The sequence below is a fragment of the uncultured Kordia sp. genome, assembly GCF_947496985.1.
Taxonomy (GTDB): domain Bacteria; phylum Bacteroidota; class Bacteroidia; order Flavobacteriales; family Flavobacteriaceae; genus Kordia.
Map to the genome: position 1 here is coordinate 251,660 of NZ_CANMEZ010000005.1, position 20,011 is coordinate 271,670.

The 20,011-nt window shown below is 32.3% G+C and carries 15 protein-coding genes; 4 read left to right on the forward strand and 11 right to left on the reverse strand.

Going from position 1 to position 20,011, the window contains the following annotated elements:
* Positions 1-51 precede the first annotated feature (51 nt).
* Positions 52-3,345 (forward strand): VCBS repeat-containing protein, encoded by a 3,294-nt coding sequence (locus tag Q0828_RS14950; RefSeq protein ID WP_298422658.1) that lies wholly within the window; start codon positions 52-54, stop codon positions 3,343-3,345.
* Positions 3,346-3,381: 36 nt separating this feature from the next.
* On the opposite strand, the gene Q0828_RS14955 is transcribed toward Q0828_RS14950, so the two are convergent.
* Entirely contained in the window at positions 3,382-4,005 is a 624-nt protein-coding gene (locus Q0828_RS14955) for a TetR/AcrR family transcriptional regulator (RefSeq protein ID WP_298422660.1), read from the reverse strand.
* A gap of 92 nt (positions 4,006-4,097) precedes the next feature.
* Between Q0828_RS14955 and Q0828_RS14960 the strand changes: the two genes are divergently transcribed.
* Genes Q0828_RS14960 through Q0828_RS14970 form a run of 3 tightly spaced genes read left to right on the forward strand, consistent with a single transcriptional unit; the run spans position 4,098 to position 5,712 of the window.
* Positions 4,098-4,595, forward strand: a complete 498-nt coding sequence (locus Q0828_RS14960) for a DUF2867 domain-containing protein (protein WP_298422663.1) — start codon at positions 4,098-4,100, stop codon at positions 4,593-4,595.
* Positions 4,592-5,080 carry a hypothetical protein gene (locus tag Q0828_RS14965; protein ID WP_298422666.1) on the forward strand — a complete coding sequence of 163 codons (489 nt, stop codon included), beginning with the start codon at positions 4,592-4,594 and terminating at the stop codon, positions 5,078-5,080. The genes Q0828_RS14960 and Q0828_RS14965 overlap by 4 nt, the downstream gene beginning before the upstream one ends.
* Before the next feature lie 50 nt (positions 5,081-5,130).
* Positions 5,131-5,712 carry a hypothetical protein gene (locus Q0828_RS14970; RefSeq protein ID WP_298422669.1) on the forward strand — a complete coding sequence of 194 codons (582 nt, stop codon included), beginning with the start codon at positions 5,131-5,133 and terminating at the stop codon, positions 5,710-5,712.
* A gap of 58 nt (positions 5,713-5,770) precedes the next feature.
* On the opposite strand, the gene Q0828_RS14975 is transcribed toward Q0828_RS14970, so the two are convergent.
* The 10 genes from Q0828_RS14975 to Q0828_RS15020 all read right to left on the reverse strand — a co-directional run bounded on the left by Q0828_RS14975 (position 5,771) and on the right by Q0828_RS15020 (position 20,009).
* Positions 5,771-7,126: a gluconate:H+ symporter gene (locus tag Q0828_RS14975; protein WP_298422672.1), complete on the reverse strand. Its 1,356-nt coding sequence runs from the start codon at positions 7,124-7,126 to the stop codon at positions 5,771-5,773.
* Between the two features lie 6 nt (positions 7,127-7,132).
* Positions 7,133-8,524 (reverse strand): NADP-dependent phosphogluconate dehydrogenase, encoded by a 1,392-nt coding sequence (gndA, locus tag Q0828_RS14980; RefSeq protein ID WP_298422675.1) that lies wholly within the window; start codon positions 8,522-8,524, stop codon positions 7,133-7,135.
* Positions 8,517-9,011, reverse strand: coding sequence for a gluconokinase (locus Q0828_RS14985; protein WP_298422679.1), 495 nt, complete (start codon positions 9,009-9,011; stop codon positions 8,517-8,519). Before Q0828_RS14985 ends, gndA begins: the two co-directional genes overlap by 8 nt.
* Positions 9,012-11,291 carry a glycoside hydrolase family 3 N-terminal domain-containing protein gene (locus Q0828_RS14990; RefSeq protein WP_298422682.1) on the reverse strand — a complete coding sequence of 760 codons (2,280 nt, stop codon included), beginning with the start codon at positions 11,289-11,291 and terminating at the stop codon, positions 9,012-9,014.
* A gap of 42 nt (positions 11,292-11,333) precedes the next feature.
* On the reverse strand, positions 11,334-12,299 hold the full coding sequence (locus Q0828_RS14995) for an SMP-30/gluconolactonase/LRE family protein (RefSeq protein ID WP_298422685.1): 966 nt from the start codon (positions 12,297-12,299) through the stop codon (positions 11,334-11,336).
* A gap of 26 nt (positions 12,300-12,325) precedes the next feature.
* Positions 12,326-13,192: a prolyl oligopeptidase family serine peptidase gene (locus Q0828_RS15000; RefSeq protein WP_298422688.1), complete on the reverse strand. Its 867-nt coding sequence runs from the start codon at positions 13,190-13,192 to the stop codon at positions 12,326-12,328.
* A 16-nt stretch (positions 13,193-13,208) separates the two neighbouring features.
* On the reverse strand, positions 13,209-15,311 hold the full coding sequence (locus tag Q0828_RS15005) for a glycoside hydrolase family 3 C-terminal domain-containing protein (protein ID WP_298422691.1): 2,103 nt from the start codon (positions 15,309-15,311) through the stop codon (positions 13,209-13,211).
* A 518-nt stretch (positions 15,312-15,829) separates the two neighbouring features.
* Positions 15,830-16,939, reverse strand: coding sequence for a glycosyltransferase family 2 protein (locus Q0828_RS15010; protein ID WP_298422694.1), 1,110 nt, complete (start codon positions 16,937-16,939; stop codon positions 15,830-15,832).
* A 106-nt stretch (positions 16,940-17,045) separates the two neighbouring features.
* On the reverse strand, positions 17,046-17,969 hold the full coding sequence (locus tag Q0828_RS15015) for an aminoglycoside 6-adenylyltransferase (RefSeq protein ID WP_298422697.1): 924 nt from the start codon (positions 17,967-17,969) through the stop codon (positions 17,046-17,048).
* Positions 17,970-18,098: 129 nt separating this feature from the next.
* Positions 18,099-20,009, reverse strand: a complete 1,911-nt coding sequence (locus Q0828_RS15020) for a cyclic peptide export ABC transporter (RefSeq protein ID WP_298422700.1) — start codon at positions 20,007-20,009, stop codon at positions 18,099-18,101.
* Positions 20,010-20,011: the final 2 nt, after the last annotated feature.

The following is a 20,011-nucleotide window of genomic DNA, read 5'->3' on the forward strand; positions in this document are numbered from 1 at the left end:
AACTATATTAAAACAACACTAACTAGTAAAACAAACAAATCTACTTCACTAATGAAAAGACTAAGCAGCCTTCTTATTGTTTTTCTTCTCATCTACAGTTGTGCTCCTAAAAACGACGAAGTTGTCGTAAATGAGAAGCTTTTTACAAAACTAGACACTCAAAAAACAAATATCACGTTCAACAATGCACTAGTTGAAACAGATTCATTAAACTACTTTAAATACACCTCAATTTATATGGGTGGCGGTGTTTCTGTAGGAGATATTAATAATGATGGTTTGCCAGATATTTTCTTCACAGGAAACCAAGTGCACAACAAATTATACCTTAATAAAGGAAATTTAGAATTTAAAGATATTACAGACCAAAGCAACATCTTTGGTGATGATCGCTGGTATACAGGAACTACAATGGTAGATATTAACAATGATGGTTATTTAGATATCTATTGCTCAGTTGCTGGGAAAAGCGGAAACAAAAAAAATCAACTCTTTATAAATAATAAAGACAATACATTTACGGAAGCTGCCGAAAAATATGGAATAGCAGACGAAGGAAACTCAATACAAGCTACCTTTTTTGACTTTGATAATGATGGTGACTTAGACATGTATTTGGCGAATTATCCAATTGGACATCCGTCCACTCCAAATATGATTTACAAGAATCGTATGGACAATGCAAAAATGTCAGAATCAGACAAATTATACAGAAATGATGGAGATACATTTACAAATGTAACGGAAGAAGCTGGTGTGAAAAATTACAGTTTCTCTATCGGAATTGCTGCTGCAGATATTAACAACGATGGTTGGTTAGATATATATGTGTCAAATGATTACAGCATACCGGATTTCATGTACATCAACAACCAAGACGGAACTTTCAAAGAAGTCATCAAAGAAGCAACAAATCAAACTGCGTTTTATGGAATGGGCGTTGACATTGCAGATATTAATAATGATGGTTTTTTAGACATTTTTCAAGCAGATATGGATGCTGATAACAATCGACGTCAAAAAGCAAATATGGCAAGCATGAATCCACGATTGTTCTATGAAACAGTTTTATATGGTTTTCACTATCAATACATGCACAATTGTATGCAATTGAATTCTGGATATATGGAAAACGGTGTGCCAAAATTCTCTAATATCTCTCGCTTAACAGGAACATCATCTACCGATTGGAGTTGGGCTCCACTATTTGCCGATTTTGACAACGATTCACACAAAGACTTGTTTGTAAGTAACGGAACGCGCAAAGAAATCAATAATAAAGACTTCTTTAAAAATATAGGGAAAGCAGCATACGAAGACTTATCTCTTTTAGAAAAAAGCAAGCAAATCCCAAGTGAAAAAATTGACAATTTTATGTATCAAAATCTTGGAGGATTAGAATTTAAAAAAGTAAATCAAGATTGGGGAATTGAACACAAAGGATTTTCAAATGGAGCAGTTTACGCTGATTTAGATAACGATGGCGATTTAGAGATCATTATAAATAATATAGATGAAGAAGCAGTTGTTTTTCAGAACAATGCTTCCAATACAAACAACTATTTGAAAGTTCTATTCAACGGAAATACCACAAATAAAAATGGGTTGGGTTCGCGCGTAATTTTATATGCAGATGGAAAACAACAAGTACAAGAACTTACACTTACCAGAGGTTTTCAATCATCTGTAGAGCCAGAATTACATTTCGGATTGAAAAAAGCTTCACAAATTGATAGTCTCAAAGTCATTTGGAATGATGGAAAAATCTTCAAGCAAAATACTGTTAAAGTAAATCAAACGCTTGTATTCAATTATAATCAAGCTGTAGTTGAAATACAAAAAAGCACAAAAAAATCAGCAAAAATATTTGAAACAAACAAAGCACTTTCTTCACAAATAAAGCATATAGAAAACGATCATGACGATTTTGCAAAACAAATATTATTACCACACAAAATGTCCACACTTGGACCAGCAACTGCAACAGCAGACGTTAACAACGATGGGCTAGATGATATCTTCGTAGGTGGTTCGTTTGGAATGCCTGCAACCATTTATATACAAACGAAAGATGGTTTTCAAGTGCAAAAAACAACAGCCTTTGATGCCGATAAAATTTCAGAAGATACGGGTGCGTTATTCTTTGATCCTGACAATGATGGTGATCAAGATATATATGTTGTGAGTGGTGGATATGAATTCTCTGAAAACTCCAACTTCTTAAAAGATCGATTATATCTAAATGATGGAACTGGAATGTTTCAAAAAACAGAAATGGCAATTCCTGAAAATAAAATCAGTGGTTCACGTATTTATGAATTAGATTATAACAAAGATGGAAAACAAGATGTATTGGTTTTAGGAAGGCAAACACCTGGAAAATATCCGTTTCCGACATCAAGTTATCTATTGGAAAACATATCAATGAATGGAGTGGTAAAATTTGAAGACAATACCGAAAACTTCGCATCGAGTCTTCACAATTTAGGAATGGCAACAAGCGCTATTATTACAGATTTTAATAATGATTCTTGGGATGATATTATAATTGTAGGAGAATGGATGCCAATTACCATATTGCAAAATAATAAAGGTGTTTATGAAAATGTTTCGGAAAAATTTGGACTTACTGAAACTACAGGTTGGTGGTGGAGCATCAATCAAGGTGATTTTGACAATGATGGCGATCTAGATTATGTTATCGGAAACAACGGACTTAACTATAAATACAAAGCTACAGAAGATGAAACGTTTGATATTTATGTGGAAGATTTTGATAAAAACTCAAAGGAAGACATTGTATTAAGTTACTATGAAGATGGTGAACAATATCCGTTGCGCGGTCGTCAATGTTCATCTCAACAAGTACCTGGAATCAAGCAGAAATTTAAAAACTATGATGAATTTTCTACGGCAACACTCATTGATGTTTATGGAAAGAAAAACTTAGAAAATGCATTACATTATCAAGTAAAATCGTTTGCAAGTATCTATCTGGAAAATACAAAAGATGGTTTCAAAATTCATCAATTACCCATGGAGGCGCAAGTATCAAGTATCAATCAAATCTTAGTGAATGATTATGATAAAGATGGAAATTTAGATCTGCTAATCGCTGGAAACTTATATAATTCGGAAGTAGAAACGCCACGAAATGATGGAAGTCACGGAGCGCTCTTAAAAGGAAATGGAAAAGGAATGTTTCAAGCAATACCTGTGATGCAAAGTGGATTTTACACGTCTGGAGATGTAAAAGATTTACAAACAATCACTATTGGAAAAACACCGTACATTCTTTCTGTAAAGAATAATGATTTCATACAATTTATAAAGTACAAAAAGTAAAATTGATATATTTTTGACAGTATAAGTATTTATAGTCTAAATAGACTTTTGAATCATCAAATATGCCTCTTTACCAGTTTCTGTTAAATACGGAAAAATTGTTTGATGAATCATTTCTGTATACATGGAAACTTCTTTTTGAGCAACTTTTTCTAATTCAATTAAAGAAGAAGACATCCAGAAATCACTTAAAATTTGAAACCTAACAAATAAGTGGTCATACTCGTTTGGAAGTAGTTCTTTACGCATTAAATTACGTTTAATTAGTGAACCAATAAAAGCTGAAAATTGTAATTTCCTATTCTTCATTAATTCTTGATAATGCGTTCGAATCGCTTCATGTTGATTCATCACGGAAGTGAAATCTTGAAAAATAAATCGATATTCATAAAAACAATTCACAATTGCAGCTGTTGTTTCAAAAAACTCTTCCAATTTAGACTGTGTGTTACCACTATTTTCAATGGCGATATCTATTGTCGAAACTAACTGAAAGTATAACTCATGAATAATATCTTCACGTTTCTTAAAATGATATTGAAGATTTCCAACGCTCATGTTAAGTGCATTAGAAATAGATCGTAACGAAACATGATCCAATCCTTGATCGTTAAATAATATTAACGACTGTTTCAATATTTTCTCTTTCGTTCGACTCATATTGACAAAACTAAAAAATATAGTACACTTGTCCTAATTGAAATTATTTAGTACATTTGTACTAATTTATATGTGTAGAATAAAAGTTGACCATGAAAAAAGTAAAAGAAGAAGTAACACCAGAAAATTATTTACAAACAAAACTGTTAAATCAAATTGATTTTTCGGATACATTTTCGACAACAAATCATGAAGATACATTAGAGAAAACAACAAATCTTATCTTTAATAATCCACCAAAATGGATTGAAAAATTGTTTATCTTAAGAAATAAAATTGTAAAATTTATTGGATTAAAAACAGGAGTTCCTGCAGACTATAATGAGGAGTTTCGAGTTGGTGGATATCTCTTTTTTTTTAAAATATTTTCTATTACTAATAATGAAATAATTCTGGGAGCTAATGATTCGCATCTTAATTTTAGAGCGGTTGTGGTAAATAGTAATGAAGTTAATCACAATATAAAAGTGATTACTTTAGTAGAATACAATAATACAAAAGGAAAAATATATATGAACCTTGTCAAGCCTTTTCATAGAATTGTGGTAAAGCGTATGGTGAAAAATGCTTTTAAAAATACTAACAAATGAACGTATTAAATATTCATACACGAATTATACAAGCTTCCAAAGAACGAATGACAGAAGCCTTACAAACATTAGGAACGAAACACGATGAGGTTTGGCCTAAAGAGAACTGGCCAGCGATGAAATTTAGAGAAGGTATGAAAGTTGGTTCAAAAGGCGGGCATGGAGCTGTGCGTTATACGATTGAAACATATCAACCAGATGAAATTATACAATTTCTATTTTCCAGCCCAAAAGGATTTGATGGAATCCATAAGTTAGAACTCAAAGAAATTTCCGACCAGCAAACACAAATTACACATGTTATTGATATGAAAACTACAGGAAAAGCTACATTATATTGGGTTTTTGCTATTCGTTCCTTACATGATGCTTTACTAGAAGATGCTTTTGATAAACTTGAAAATAAACTGACAAATACAAAAAAGAAAAGTAATTGGAGTTTTTGGGTGCGAAGCTTACGAATGTTGTATAAATTAAAGAAATAGTACGATTAACGTATAAATCTGTATATTTAGTCACTACAACTGTTGTCAAAATGAACAAGCTAAAATCCTTTCAAGAAATTCTATCTGTAGGTTATATTTATTTAATCGCGATTGGAATTTTAAGTGAAACATTTTATTACAAACAAATAGGTGTCAATATCCTAAGTTATTCAGGTATTTTGGATGTATTAATGAGTCCTATTGCCAAACTAACCTCCAGTATTACAACCCTAATTGTTTTCTTTGTTGTGCTATTTTTAGTGTTTCAATTACCTAGATTTTTAGTAAAAAAAAGAGCAAAGAATTGGTTTCAAAAAAGCTTTAAACTAGATGAGAATGCAACAAATGCACAAGTTGAATCTTCGCTATTAAAAACGTTTCTATTTTTACTATCCGTTTCGTTATTTGGTTTCTTTATAGGAACTGGAATTGGGCAAGGTTTTAAATTGGCTGATAAAATTGAAAATGATGAAATAAAATACACGGATCACGTTACTTTTATTGATGGTGAAAAAATAAATGTAAGAATTGTAGGTGTGAATAGTAGTTATCTTTTCTATCTAAAAAAAGACAACAAAACAGTGCAAATAGCTCCAATTGGCGGTGTCGTGAAAAGTATTGAAAATCAATAACGTTGTATGTAAATGTGTCTAAAATAACAAATTTGTCATTTCGAAGGCAATCGAGAACTTAAAAAATCAACGAAAAAATGGCGGCAACAGTAAATCCTGTAAGTGCAAGTAGTGTAGTCATCATTGTCCAACTTTTAAAAGTTTCTTTTTCGGTCAAGCCTAAATATTTACTCACCAACCAAAAGCCACTATCGTTTACATGAGAAGCAATAGACGCACCTGCGGCAATAGAAATAACTAACAATGCTTTATCAATAGCTGAAATATCAATAGCTAACAAAGGAGCCGTAATTCCTGCAGCAGTAATCATTGCTACAGTTGCCGAACCTTGAAGTAAACGAACTAAAGCAGCAGCTATAAACGAAAATAATAAGATGCTAACACCTTTATCTGCAAAATAGTTGGCTAGCATTTCCCCAGTTCCAGTATTGACTAAAACTTGCTTAAAAACGCCTCCAGCACCTGTCAATAAAATAATGATTCCAGCGGGTCCCATAGATTTTGTAGTAATGTCCAATAATTTTTCTTTGGTGAAACCTCTACGAATACCTAACAAATACCAAGCGACTAAATTTGCTAAAATTAAAGCTGTAAATGGATGCCCAATCATGCCAAGCCAATTCTTGACATCTACAGGAATGGTTTCTGGTTCAAATAGTTTACTATTTAAAACCGTATTACTCACAATCAATACAATAGGAATTCCAATAATGGAAAGAATCATTCCTACGGATGGATAATTTTTTATAACATCAGAATGATCATCTTCTTCAATTTCGGATTTTGGCGCTTCTACAAAGATTTTATTTGCGATATATTTTCCAAAAAGTGGTCCACACACAATTGCCGTTGGAAGTCCAACTAAAAAACCAAATAAAATAACCCAGCCTAAATCTGCTTTTAAAATATCTGCAACAGCGACAGGTCCTGGTGTTGGTGGAATAAACGCATGCGTAATTGCCAAACCAGCTAATAATGGAATTGCATAGAGTAATAATGATTTTTTTGTTTTTCGCTGTAGCGAATAGAGTAGTGGTACTAAAATGATAAATGCTACATCAAAAAATACGGGAATCGCAATAAAAAATCCTGTAATCACCATAGACCAAGAAGCATTTTTTTCTCCAAACTGTTTTAGCAAATAAGAAGCCAATGCTTTTGCGCCGCCCGAATGTTCTAAAATAGCACCAAACATTGCACCCAAACCAACGACGACAGCTACAAAACCTAAGGTATTTCCCATACCGTCTTTCATGGTTACAATAATATCAGCAGGTTTCATTCCTGAAATAACTCCAACTGCAATACTTGCAATTAATAACGCAACAAACGCTTGAATTTTAAGTCTAAGAATTAAAAATAATAAAATGGCAATGCCAATAAATACTGCTGAAATTAAATAATAATCAATCATAGTTGGTTACCAGTTTGTGTGAAAAAAATTGCTATTATCTATGTCGTTTCGTTGATAAGTATGTGCGCCAAAATAATCACGTTGCGCCTGAATGATATTTGCGGATGAATTAGCCGTTGTCATTGAAATCCAATAGTTATAAGCCGCGCTAAACGTGTCTAATGAAATTCTGTTATTCAATCTATATTGTAATACTTTTACGATATATTTTTCAGAATTTCGGAGTGCTTCAAATGTTTTTTTGTCTTCAAAATAATTCGAATGATTTTGTAGAATTTCTATTGAATCGTCCATGAATTGTGAACGAATGATGCAACCATTTGTCCAAATACGAGCAATTTCAGAAAGATTCAATGTCCAGTTGTATTGTTTTGATGCTTCTTGAATCAATTCAAATCCTTGTTGATGATTGATGATTCTTGCAAAACGATATGCTTTTTCTAAATAACTGTATTCTATACCTTCAGAGACATTCGATTTTTTAAATGATTTCGATAAAGTAACTCTTTGTTCTTTGAAAGCAGAAACATAGCGTGCAAAAACAGCTGAAGAAATCATAGTTGACGGCATTCCAATATCTAAAGCGGCTTTGCTAGACCACGATCCAGTTCCTTTGCTAAGCGCTTTATCTAGTATTCGATCTATGATATACTCATGACCTTCTTTTTTACGTAAAATAGCAATTGTAATTTCTAGTAAATAACTTGCTTCACTACGTGTATTCCAATCACTTAGAATACTTGCAATTTCTTCGTTTGTATGTGTTTTTTTCAATATTGAATAGATTTCTGCGAGCAATTGCATTTCAGCATATTCAATACCGTTGTGCACCATTTTTACAAAATGTCCAGCACCATCAGTTCCTACATGAACACAACACGGTTTGTTATTTTTATCTTTTGCGGCAATTTTTTCTAAAATAGGAGAGATATGTGTGTATGCTTCTAAACTTCCTCCTGGCATTATGGAAGGACCTTTACGAGCGCCTTCTTCACCTCCGGAAATTCCACAACCCACAAAGTGTATGTTTTTTGAAGCTAAACTTTCTGTTCTTCTAATCGTATCTTTATATAACGAATTTCCGCCATCAATAATAATATCATCATCTTCTAGAAAAGGTAATAATTGCGCAACAACGGCATCAATTGCTTTTCCAGCTTTGATCATCAATAAAATTTTACGCGGTCTTTTAATAGATCTTACAAATTCGGTAATATCAGTATATCCAGCAAGATTTTCATATGTTGAATGTTGTTGGATAAATTCAGAAACAATATGTGCTTCGTCTGCTTCAGTTCTGTTGTAAACGGATATGGAAAAATCATTGTCAGCAACATTTAAGCTGATACTTTTTCCCATCACGCCTAAACCTATTAAGCCGAAATCTGTTTTATGCATTTGTGTGTAATTTTTCTATAATTTCAGTAACAATCTCTTCTCGTTCTTTTTCAATACAGATGTGAAATCCATAGGTAGGAATTTCAAGTGTATCAAATTGTGATTGCAATAAGGTCGATTTCATAAAGTGTTGCTCCCGTTGTTCTAAACGTTGTTGAATTACTTTGTACTTTCCCGTAAGGAAAACCCAATCAATAGTATTTATGTGCGTAGCAAGAATTTTACGATAAGATTCTTTTAAAGCCGAACATGCGAGGACTGCGCCATCACTTATTGACCAGTATTTAATGTTTGAAGCTAAGATTTCCAACCAAGGTTTTCTATCAATATCATTCAGCGGAATGTGTTGCTTCATTTTTTCAATATTGGCTTTCGGGTGAAAATCGTCACCGTCAAAAAAAGGAAGCTTTAGTTGTGTAGCAATACTTTTTCCAACGGTTGTTTTTCCGCAACCACTGACGCCCATTATAATAATGATACGTGCCATTTATTTTTTTAAATAAAATGAACTTTGCAATCCTGATGCGGCATTTGGACCAATCCAAACATTGAATTTTCCTTCTTCGGCTGCATTGATCATTTTAGAATTCACAAATTTTAAATCTTCTGACGAAATTTTAAAACTTACTTCTTTCGTTTCACCGCTTTTTAGCGATACATGCTCAAAACCTTTTAGTTCTCGAATTGGTCTTGTTATGCTTCCAACAAGATCTTGTACATAGAGTTGTACAAGTTCTTTTCCATCTTTTTTTCCTGTATTTGTTACAGAAGCGGTAATTGTGAGTTCTTCGTTGAAGTTTATTGTTTCTTTAGAAATAGTTATGTTGTCGTATTTAAAATCTGTGTATGATAAGCCATATCCAAACGGGAAATGTGGCGTGTATCCAATGTCTAAATAGTGCGAATCGTTTCCTAATGAACTTTGCCAAGCTCCGATAGCAATGCTGTCCATATGTACGTATTCGTCAGGAATTGCTGGTCTTCCTGTATTTTTGTGATTGTAGAAGTATGGCAATTGCCCTGCATTTTTAGGCCAAGAAACAGGCAATCTACCTTCAGGTTGACTAATTCCGTAAATAATTTCGTGTATAGCTTCTCCTCCCATAGTTCCAGGATGCCAAGCCATTACTACCGCATCTACATCATCAATAATGTTTGTAATCGTAATTGGTCTTCCAGCCATGATTACCAATACAATTGGTTTTCCTGTTTTTGCAAGTTGTTTTAATAATTGTATTTGTGCGCCTGGCAAATCAATGTTTGATCTACTATGTGCTTCTCCTGATAAAATGGCTTCTTCACCTCCAAAAAATAGGATTACATCTGAGTTTTTTGCAGTACTAATAGCTTTGGAAAAACCTTTGGTTGTTTTATCTCTACTATGTGTCAACCCTTCAACAAATTGATAGTTAATATTGGCTTTTTTGAACGCATCAATTGGTGTTACAGTATGTTCACGTTCGCCATCAAATGACCAAGTTCCTAATTGTTCGTGTGGTTTGTTTGCCAATGGACCTATAACAGCTACTTTTGTTGTGTTTGTTAATGGAAGCACATTTTTATTCTTTAATAAAACCGTACTTTTTATAGCCGCTTTTTTAGCTTCCGCTAGATGTGCTTCTGCATATAGATTTCCTGTGTGATCTTTTGGAATGTATGGGTTTTCAAATAGATTTAGTTGTAATTTGATACGAAGAATATTTCGCACGAAATCATCTAGCTGTGCTTCTGAAACTTTTCCTTCTGCAATTAAATCTTTTAGATTGTTTTCATATGATTTACTAGTCATTTCCATATCTAAACCAGCTGTTGCTGATAATTCTGCGGCATGTTTTTCGTCTCTTGCAAAACCATGTGCTGTCATTTCTATAGTAGAATCCCAGTCGCTTACAACAAAACCATTAAACCCTAATTCACCACGTAATACATCTTTTAATAAAAACTCATTTCCAGTTACAGGTATTCCATTTACTTCATTGAAAGAAGTCATTACCGTTGCTGCTCCTGCATTTACGGCAGCTTGAAAAGGAGGTAAGTATATATTTCTAAGTAAAGGTTCTGACATGTTTACCGTATTGTAATCACGCCCACCAATAGCAGCTCCGTAACCAATAAAGTGTTTAGCACAAGCGGCAATACTTGTTGGATTACTTAAATCATTTCCTTGAAAACCTTCTACATATGCTTTTCCTAAAATAGAAGCTAGGTATGGATCTTCTCCAGGAGACTCAGCAATTCGTCCCCAACGACTGTCTCTTGCAATGTCTAACATTGGTGCAAATGTCCAGCGAATTCCTGCAGAACTAGATTCGTAGGCAGCAATTTCAGATGATTTTTTAGCAGTCTCAGCATCAAAAGAAGCTGCTAAACCGAGTGGAATAGGGAAAATCGTTTTGAAGCCATGAATTACATCACGCGCAAATATTAACGGAATTCCATTTGGACTTTCTTCAACTGCAATGCGTTGTAATTCTTCTACATATTCCAGATTCATTACATTTAAGAATGCGCCAATTTCACCATTTCTAACAGCGGTTTTTAATTCTTCAGGTAATTGACCTTTTACTCTGCTTGAAGTTCCTCGTAAATTGGTTTGTCCAATTTTTTCTTCAAGTGTCATTTTAGCCAGTATTTCATTGACTTTACTTTCTACTTTATCATTTGTAGCACTTGCTGTTGGTACTGTTTTTTCTTCATTTGCACAGTTGATTAGTAATAAACTAAAGAGTACAAAAAAGATTGATTTTGTAAGTTGTTGGAGTTTCATATTAAATACGATTAATACTATGGTTGGTTGTTAGTTTAAATTTTATTTAAAGAAGTTGCTTTTTACACCTTTTACGCCAGGGTTCACTTTGAATACTGAACCTGCAAGTGGATATTTTTTGAGTTCTTCTTCTGTCATATCTAGTTTGGCAGAAGTGATGAAGAGCGTTTCTAAATTATCACCGCCAAATGCACAAGAAGTAACATTGTGTGCAGGAACTTCTATTTTTCGAAGTAATTTTCCAGTTTTTGGATTGAATCGGATAACTGCATTTCCATTCCACATTCCAACCCAAACCATATCTTCTGCATCAATGGTCATTCCGTCAGGAAAACCTAAATCTGTTGAAATTTCAACTGCGACACGTTCATTCGAAATATTTCCTGTAGCATTGTCATAATCGTATGCTTTTATTTGTGAAGTTGGCGTGTCAATATAATACATTGTTTTTTTGTCTTTTGTCCAAACAATTCCATTAGAGATCGTTACACTGTCAATTTTTGTAGTAACAGCAGCATCATTTTGAATCGTAAACAGTTTTGCTTTTCCTTTTTCTTGTTGCCAATTCATTGAACCTACCCATAGTCTTCCAGCAGGATCACATTTTCCATCGTTGAGTCTGCAACCTGTTAATGCTTCTTTCATGTCTGCAAACACAGTTGTTTGTCCTGTGTTAAGATTCATGGTGTAAATTCCATCAACCAAAGCAATCAATGCTTCGTCTTTGTTTTTAGGAACTACTGTTCCAATTTGTGAAGCTGTTGAAAACGAACGATTTTGCTTCGTTTTTGGATTCAACATGTTTAATGATTTCCCTTCAATGTCAATCCAGAATAATTCATTGGTTTCATGATTCCAAATAGCACCTTCCCCTAATGCTGCGTCAACTTGATAGGCTACAGTTACTTCGTTTGTTTTAATTGTATCCATAGATTTTTCAGGTTGTTTTTTATTTGAATTGCAGCTTACAAATACAGTAGCTGCTATGATGAGAATATATTTTTTCATGTTAGTTGATTCGATTTTTATACGTTTTATTTTGATTTAGAAAATAACCAAGTAATTAATTCTTGCTCTTTAAACGCTTCTTTAAAAGCGTCTCCATGTTGGGTATTTTCATATTCTGTATAGGTTACGTCTGCATTTTTTTCTGATAATAGTTTATACATGTTTCGCGAACCTTCTACAGGATTCCATTTGTCAATGTTTCCGTGGAAAATCCAGAAAGGAATGTGTTTTATAGTTTCAATTTGTGAAGGATCAGAATAACCAGCCATTGGAACAGCTGCAGCAAATAATTGTGGTTTTCTAGCAACAAATTCCCAAGTACCAAATCCGCCCATTGACAATCCTAGAATATAGATTCTATTTGCATCAATATTGTTGTTCTGGATTGTTTTTTCAATTAATTCTAGCGCAGCTTCACCAGATTCGGAAGGTGTTGGATTAATGTGATACGAACCATCTTTTCCTAATCCTTCAAATGGAGTTTCAGGGGTATTTCCTATCCATTTTGCCCATTCTTCATTTTTTGTTTTATCCGAACATTGCGGAACCAAGATATAGCAAGGATAGTTGGCTTGCATTTCATTGGTTAAGAGTGAGTTTTTATTCGTGATAAATCCAGCTTCATGATATATTTGCGAACCATTGTCCGTTCCACGATCTCCGCGTCCGTGTAAAAATATAATGAGTGATTTTTTTTGATTGGTTGCATCGTCAGGACTGAATAGACGATATGGCATTTCTAATCCATTAGAAGCTTTGAATGTATTTTTTACTAATAACGCATCAATCTTTTCAGGAGTTAGCGTTTCCGATTCTTTTTCTTTGGAATTGCTTTTACACCCTAAAACAAATAGTAATAATAATAGAATTGATACCTTTTTGAATACTTTCATACTTTAATGTAAGTATTTATTTTACAGTTATTTTAAGCTTTTTTGATATGTTGTTGGAAGCATTTCCAACATAGATTTCATATCCACCTTCTTCAATATTCCAATCTGAAATTGATTCGTCATAGAAAGCCAATTTATTAACATCAATTGTGATAGAAACTTTTTGCGTTTCACCGCTTTTAAGATACACTTTTGAAAACCCTTTGAGTTCTTTTATAGCTCTTTTTACTTTAGATTTTGATTTTCCTACGTATACTTGAATAACTTCGGCACCATCAATACTTCCTGTATTTGTTACATCACAAGTAACTGTAATTGTACCGTTTTTAGCATATTTCTTATTATTAACAGCTACATTTTTAATATTAAAGTCAGTATATGACATTCCATAGCCAAATGCATATAATGGATCTATTTTCTTAGTATCGTGCCAACGGTAGCCAACTAAAATATCTTCTTTGTATTCTTGTGTTAAATTTACACCAGGATAAGAAGATGCTCCAAATGAGTGTGCTCCATTATCTGTTAGTTTTTTAGGAAATGAAAATGGTAATTTTCCTGAAGGATTTACATCACCACTTATTACATCTGCGATAGCATGACCAGCCATAGAGCCTAAGTACCATGTTTGTATAACGCCATCAACTTTATCTAGCCAAGGCATATCGACGGCGTTTCCTGTAATTAACACAAATCCTATATTCTTATTTACTTTTTTGATCTCGTTGATGAGTTCTTCTTGTCCGAATGGTAACTCGTATTGTCTTCTGTCGTCACCTTCACAATCTTGTAAGTGACTTTTACTTAAACCGCCAACAAAAAGGACGATATCTGCTTTTTTAGCTGTTTTAATTGCTTCAATTTTTAATGAATCTGCATCATATGGAGAAGGTAATATTTCGTCATATACAGAAGCTCCAGAAGCAAATCCCATACTGTGAATGATTTTTGCATTTTTATAACGCGCTTTTAACCCTTCTAGTGGAGAGATTTCAAATTTTGGTTTTAATTCTGATGAACCACCACCAGCAGTCATTGATCGTGTTGCGTTTTCACCAATTACTGCAATTGTAATATTTTTATCGTCTTTTATAGGGAAGAAGTTATTGTCATTTTTCAATAAAACAATTCCTTCGGTAGCTACTTTTCTAGCTACTTCATGATGTTCTACGTTGTTTGCTCTTCCAAGTGGACGATTGCTACTCATGTTTGTACGATACATTAAACGTAGTATTCTTCTAACTTTATCATCAACTACGGATTCTGCAATTTCTCCGTTTTTTAACGCTTTTAGGAAAGGAGATGCTAAGTAGTATTGGTCGTAATGATTTGCAGTTGTTGTTCCTAAACCATCGGTTCCTGTACCCATTTCAAGATCTAAACCATTTAGAGCAGCTTTTTTGGTATCGTGTGCAGAACTCCAATCACTAATTACAACTCCGTCAAATTTCCAATCTCCTTTTAATATTTTTTTAGTTAAGAATGCATGATGCGTTGTGTATTCTCCACGAAATTTATTGTACGCGCCCATAATAGCCCATACATTTCCTTCCTGAACGGCTGCTTTAAAAGCAGGTAAATAAATTTCATATAAAGCTCTATCACTTACTTCAACATTAATTAAGTCACGTTTGTGTTCCTGATTATTTAAAGCATAATGCTTTACGCATGCTGCAACGCCATTTTTTTGAACACCTTTGATATATGGAACTACCATGGTAGATGCCAAGAATGGATCTTCTCCCATGTATTCAAAATTACGTCCATTCATTGGTGTTCTGTATATGTTTACACCAGGACCTAATAGCACATCTTTTTTTCTGTAACGAGCTTCTTCTCCTAGATTGAATCCAAATTCACCAGCGAGTGTTGGATTAAATGTTGATGCTAAACAGGTTAATGCAGGAAATGCAGTGATGGAATCATTTGTCCAACCTGCATATGCCCAATCATCCCAACTTATTTCAGCACGAACTCCATGTGGACCATCTGCCATCCATATTTCAGGAATTCCTAAACGTTCTACTCCTTTGGTACTGAATTTTGATTGTGCATGACACATGGCAACTTTTTCTTCGAGCGTTAATTTTGCCAGAATGGATTCAATTTTTGCTTCCATCTCATGCTGTTTTGATTCTTGTGATTGTACTTGTATAGTTGTAAAGATCGTTAAAGAAAAACAAATAATTACAGTATAGTATTTTGAAACGAAATTCATAAAAGAGGGTTGTAGTATTAAAATTTAAAATTGAAGAAATACAGATATCTATATTTCTTGTTAGTATTAGTTGTAAAACTACCGTAATTCATAAAAGTATAATACAACTCATGACGCGAACAGTAAAACATTTGTTGCATCAATCTTTTCAATGTTCAATGTTTTAGCGGATAAGTTGCATGATGCACGATTTCTATTTTGCGATATTTTTATTTTTTTAATTGAAAACTGAGTCAGACTTTAACATTCAATTGAACTTGAAGTTTAGAAGATTTAGATAGAAATGAAAAAGAGAATTACCATAATTATATATGGTAATTCTCTTTTTTAATATTGGAAAAAAGAACGTTTTTTTTTGAAATAGCTTTTTTTTATCAAAAGCTAAACGTTACTTTTTATAGCTATATTTTGTTAGTTGATTAGCTCATTTCAGCTTTTTTAATAATCTTATTGTACTTGGTGAAAAACCTATAATAGCTAAGCCATTTGAGAGTAGTAAATAATCGATATTTAAAATAAATAGGATTGTTCTTTATTAAAACCAACGTGTCATACATATTTTGATACGTAGTTTTTACAATGATTTCATCGGATTGCATTGTATCAATTTTACTTTTTACCAATTCTAAATTTTCATCAGTGATAAAATCGTTTTTGACGGTTTTCATAAACTTTTTTACTTCATTATCTAATAAACGACTTGGCATGTGCATATAGTCTAAAAAACTCCAATGTACACATTCAATTACGAAGCGTAACATGTAATCTTTTTCATATATTTTATAGATTCCTTCTTTTTTTAATGATTCTGAAAGTAAATGATTTGCCTGGTACAAATCTTTTATTTTCTTTTTTGAGAATGAGGAAGTTATAGAGCTTGGACGGCGCAAGTAACTATACAACGCTTGTTCTTTGTAAACATCTATTCTTTTAGCTTTAATTACAGCTTTGCTCACAAATTCAATGTCTTCAAAAAAGATATTTTCTGTAAATTTTACTTCGTTATGGATGATATGATCTCTTGAGAATATATAACTCCATGCGGCCGAAGAAAATCCTTTTCTATTACTTAGATAATATGGAATAAAGTTGGTAGCACCATCTTCAAGTGTAGGTAGCACAGGATAGGTGTTAATGATGTTTCCTTTTTTATCAGTTTTTACTTCAAAATACCCAAATATTAATACTTCACTTTGTTTTCTGGTCGCTTCATTGTATACTATTTCAACAGCGTTTGGTTCTAACCAATCATCAGAATCTAAAAACATTATATAAGGCGCAGAAGCTTTTTGTATCGCACTATTTCTTCCAAATCCGTTTCCTCTATTTTTCTCTAAAGCAATTACGGTAATTCGATCGTCTTTTTTTTGAAATTCTTGTATGATTTGAAGCGAATTATCAGTTGATTTATCATCGACGATTACAATATCTAATTCCTTCAAGGTTTGATTGATGGCCGAATTTAAACTCTTTTTTAGATATTTTTCAGTATTGTAAACAGGGATGATTATAGAAACTTTAGGAATCATATTGCTAGTTTTAGGTTGTTTTATGTTTTCTAATATCCATCTGTATTTTAGGTAGGTTTAATTGTATAAATGAGTATGGAAATAGTTGGTTTGATATATGGAACTACTATTTCTCTTTTTCTTGGAAAGAGTGTATTTTATCAACTATTTTTGTTTCTAAGTCTACCTGTAAATTATACCCTTGAACTTTGGCAACATTTTTACTAGCTTTTTGAAATAAATTGATATGTGTAATTAATGTTTCAATATTTTCCTGTTCATTGAAGGAAAAAATAGTTTTATTCAATTCTTTAAGAGTTGCTTCATTTGACCATTTATTTATTTTTTTACCTAAATAAAATAAATCGTCTTTACTCTTGTAAAAGTATCTTGTTTCCCATTCTATCATTTGAACAAGTCTTCTTTTAAATATATTGTCAAGTAATACAATGGCATAATACATATCATGCCTCTTGATTTTACCCAAAATTTTATAGGCCGAATGCCAGAAATCATGATAGCATTCATTAAACTTCTTTTCTGTCACCAAACTGTCATCATAACCTGCAAATTCTTCTTCAATTTTGGTTATAATTTTTTTCATGTTTTTCGTATCATAAAGAATAGCATACCCTCTTATTAAATATGAATAAAAGGCCTTTAATTCAGTATGAACGATACTATGATTCGGTATTATTTTTTCTAATCCTTTATTCTTTAAAAATAAATACTTTTTAACTAAACTAAATTTAGAATACTTAACAGGTATGTAATCAATACTGAAAAGATTATCAAACATAATTCGAGTAATTCTTGTATTTTGAAAAGGGTTTTCAATTATTAAAACAGACATTGGTTTTCCAAAGCATGATAACCATCCAATATCATTTATGGATAAAATTTTGTTTGGTGCTGTTGTAAAGACAAATAAATCTAAGTCTGAAAATTCATCACTATAATTTTTTTTAGGGTCTTTAGAGTGAAAAGAACCAAAAGAGATAATTCCTTTTATACTTTTTGGTAAACTATTTTTGTCGATTTTTTCTACCATATAGATTGCATTTTTTTTAACTGATTGTTTTTATATTCATAATTTTTTTGGGGTTTCTAAACAGTCACTATAGTATAAAGTATCTGTTCAATGCAAATCAGTATTGAAAATATTCTTTAATAGTTATTGCTAAGTGATCATTGTTCCATAATCTAATTTTATAATTTTGTCAGCAACGTCGTAATAATTATCATCATGTGTAATTGCGATGATTATTTTTCCTTCAGCTTTCATTTTCTGAAGCAAAGTTCTGTAGAAAAATTTTCTAAATTCAGGATCTTGCTCGGCAGCCCATTCATCAAATAAATAGATTGGTGAATCTTCTATGAAACATTTTAATAAGGCAAGTCTTTTTTTCTGACCACTTGATAGTTTTAAGGTGTCAAATTCTGAATTAACTAAGCGTACTTTTTTGTCTAGTTTTAGTAAACTCAGGTATGAATCAATACGTTCTTTTTCTTTATCAGTATCAATTCCATATAATTTTTTAAACAAATAGGAATCATTGAATACGATAGAAAATAATTCTCCTAAGCTTCCATTATCTATTTCTTTTCCATTTATCTTAAGTTTTCCTTTATCAGCTTTGTATAAACCAGTAATTACTTTTGCTAGTGTTGATTTACCACTACCATTCCCTCCAATAATAAATAGAATTTCTCCTTTGTTTAGAGTAAGATCAATAGGACCAATCTTGAATTTTTTCTCAGAAGTTTTGTTTTTATAATTGAACTCAATGTTTTTCAGTGAAAAAGTATCTACAGAAGCAATTTCTTGTAATGGTTGTTGTTGTCCTTTTTCGAGCTCGAGTTCTTTTAGAAAATTATTGATTCGATCCCAAGAAATTTTAATTTCATTTAGAGTTGGCGCAATTGTAATGACATCTGATATGGGCGCGAATAAGTATAAAATTACCATTAGAAAACTCAACAGTACTTTACTTTCTATTGAAGGAAAGTAAATAGGTGCTACAAAACAGATAACACCTAAAACCATAATTATAGAAGTGTCACTAAGAATTCGAGCATTTAAATATTGTACTTGTGCCGTTGAATTGGTGTTACATAAATCCTTGTTGAGCGCATACATTTCTTCTTCATACATTTTCCTTTTGGTAGTATTGATGCTCAATTCGGGATATCCTTCCATCAAGCCTTCTAAAAAAGTATAATATTTATCATTGATGTTTCTTGCTTTTTCTATGTAAACAGTCGCTTTTTTGGCAACAAAATAGTAGAGAACTACTAACAAAAAGACAATGAAAATCATAGAAATAGTTGCCCATTGTGCTATAACCCAAAGATATATAAAGGCAACAATAATAGTAATGGAACTTGTAATAAGTTTTAATACAATTGCAACAGACGAAGATATTTTTATAGTATCGCCGCTCAGTGTTGCAAAAATCCTTCCTTTTTCTAATTGTTCAAATCGTTCGTAAGTTGTTTCTAAAATGTTCTCAATAAGATTGGTTCTAATTTCCTGAATTAGCTTATTAGCAGTTCGGATTAGATACGACTCTGTGACCTTTTTTGTCACTACAAACACAAACAGAGTTACTAAGAAATAAAAGCCATATACATTATTAGCATCCGTATCTAAGGCTCTAATCAATATAAAAATACATCCAGCATTGGCAATTCCCGTAAGGATTGTAAGCAATGCGATGATGAATAGATATCTATATTTTCGTTCTTCAGCAGGATATAAAGTAGATAGGAAAAATAAAATACTTGTAATTGCAATGAATGTTAAGAACAGCACTTTTGAAATTTGTATGTAAACGGAATCACTAAATACAATTTCTTTTAATACAGTTTCGTTTTCCAATAATTGAGGTAATGAAAAAACGCCATATAAAAGTAACGCTAAGAACGCAGTGAAAACACCATAATTTGAATAGGTTTTCTTTGTTGGTATTGTAAATGTTCGTTGCTTCTTTAGTATTTGTACAATTGTTTTACCTGTAAAGTATACAACGACTAATAGTAAAATGGAAACAGATGTTAGTAAAAGTAATTCTATGTTTGAATTGTTCATAA

Excerpts from the sequence above, each read along its gene's own strand:
- Q0828_RS14950 (WP_298422658.1), top strand. The coding sequence starts at position 52 with ATGAAAAGACTAAGCAGCCTTCTTATTGTTTTTCTTCTCATCTACAGT.
- Q0828_RS14955 (WP_298422660.1), bottom strand. The coding sequence starts at position 4,005 with ATGAGTCGAACGAAAGAGAAAATATTGAAACAGTCGTTAATATTATTT.
- Q0828_RS14960 (WP_298422663.1), top strand. The coding sequence starts at position 4,098 with ATGAAAAAAGTAAAAGAAGAAGTAACACCAGAAAATTATTTACAAACA.
- Q0828_RS14965 (WP_298422666.1), top strand. The coding sequence starts at position 4,592 with ATGAACGTATTAAATATTCATACACGAATTATACAAGCTTCCAAAGAA.
- Q0828_RS14970 (WP_298422669.1), top strand. The coding sequence starts at position 5,131 with ATGAACAAGCTAAAATCCTTTCAAGAAATTCTATCTGTAGGTTATATT.
- Q0828_RS14975 (WP_298422672.1), bottom strand. The coding sequence starts at position 7,126 with ATGATTGATTATTATTTAATTTCAGCAGTATTTATTGGCATTGCCATT.
- gndA (WP_298422675.1), bottom strand. The coding sequence starts at position 8,524 with ATGCATAAAACAGATTTCGGCTTAATAGGTTTAGGCGTGATGGGAAAA.
- Q0828_RS14985 (WP_298422679.1), bottom strand. The coding sequence starts at position 9,011 with ATGGCACGTATCATTATTATAATGGGCGTCAGTGGTTGCGGAAAAACA.
- Q0828_RS14990 (WP_298422682.1), bottom strand. The coding sequence starts at position 11,291 with ATGAAACTCCAACAACTTACAAAATCAATCTTTTTTGTACTCTTTAGT.
- Q0828_RS14995 (WP_298422685.1), bottom strand. The coding sequence starts at position 12,299 with ATGAAAAAATATATTCTCATCATAGCAGCTACTGTATTTGTAAGCTGC.
- Q0828_RS15000 (WP_298422688.1), bottom strand. The coding sequence starts at position 13,192 with ATGAAAGTATTCAAAAAGGTATCAATTCTATTATTATTACTATTTGTT.
- Q0828_RS15005 (WP_298422691.1), bottom strand. The coding sequence starts at position 15,311 with ATGGAAGCAAAAATTGAATCCATTCTGGCAAAATTAACGCTCGAAGAA.
- Q0828_RS15010 (WP_298422694.1), bottom strand. The coding sequence starts at position 16,939 with ATGATTCCTAAAGTTTCTATAATCATCCCTGTTTACAATACTGAAAAA.
- Q0828_RS15015 (WP_298422697.1), bottom strand. The coding sequence starts at position 17,969 with ATGGTAGAAAAAATCGACAAAAATAGTTTACCAAAAAGTATAAAAGGA.
- Q0828_RS15020 (WP_298422700.1), bottom strand. The coding sequence starts at position 20,009 with ATGAACAATTCAAACATAGAATTACTTTTACTAACATCTGTTTCCATT.